This window comes from Mesorhizobium sp. M7A.F.Ca.US.005.03.2.1, assembly GCF_003997795.1.
Lineage (GTDB): Bacteria > Pseudomonadota > Alphaproteobacteria > Rhizobiales > Rhizobiaceae > Mesorhizobium > Mesorhizobium ciceri.
The window spans coordinates 1-436 of record NZ_RZRP01001627.1 but is presented as its reverse complement, the minus strand read 5'-3'; the positions used below and the strand labels follow the sequence as shown (position 1 = coordinate 436).

The window sequence follows — 436 nt, the reverse complement described above, 5'->3', positions numbered from 1 at the left end:
CTCTGATGCCTTTTTCCTTTTCTTTCCCTCCTCCCCTTTTCCTCCCTTTCTTCCCTCCTCCCTCCCCTTCCTCTCTCCTCCCCCCTTCTTTTCCCTTTTTCCCCCTTCTCCTCTCCTCCCTTCTTCCCCCCCCTTCCTCTTCTCCCCCCTCCTTCCCCCCTCCTCTTCCTTTTCTCTTTCCTTTCCTTTCCCTTCCCCCCCTCTCTCTCCTTTCTCTTCTCTCTTCTCCTCGCCCCTTTTCCCTCTCCCCCCTCTTCTGCTCCTCCTCCCTTTCTCTCTCTCTTTCTTCACTCCCTTTTTCTCCTCTCTCCTTCTTTGCTCTTTCTTTTCCCCCTCCCCCTTCCTCCTCCTCTCCCTCCCTTTCCTCTTCCCCTTCTCTCCCTCCTCCCTTTTAGAATTCTCGCGCCCCAGCCCTCGCTGGTTTCTCTTTTTTTTC

General features: G+C 54.8%; 1 protein-coding gene. It reads right to left on the bottom strand.

Features of this window, described 5'->3' with window-relative positions:
• Window positions 1-436, bottom strand: a 436-nt coding sequence (locus EN991_RS41915) for a hypothetical protein (protein ID WP_206519388.1), incomplete at both ends; no start/stop codon positions are given.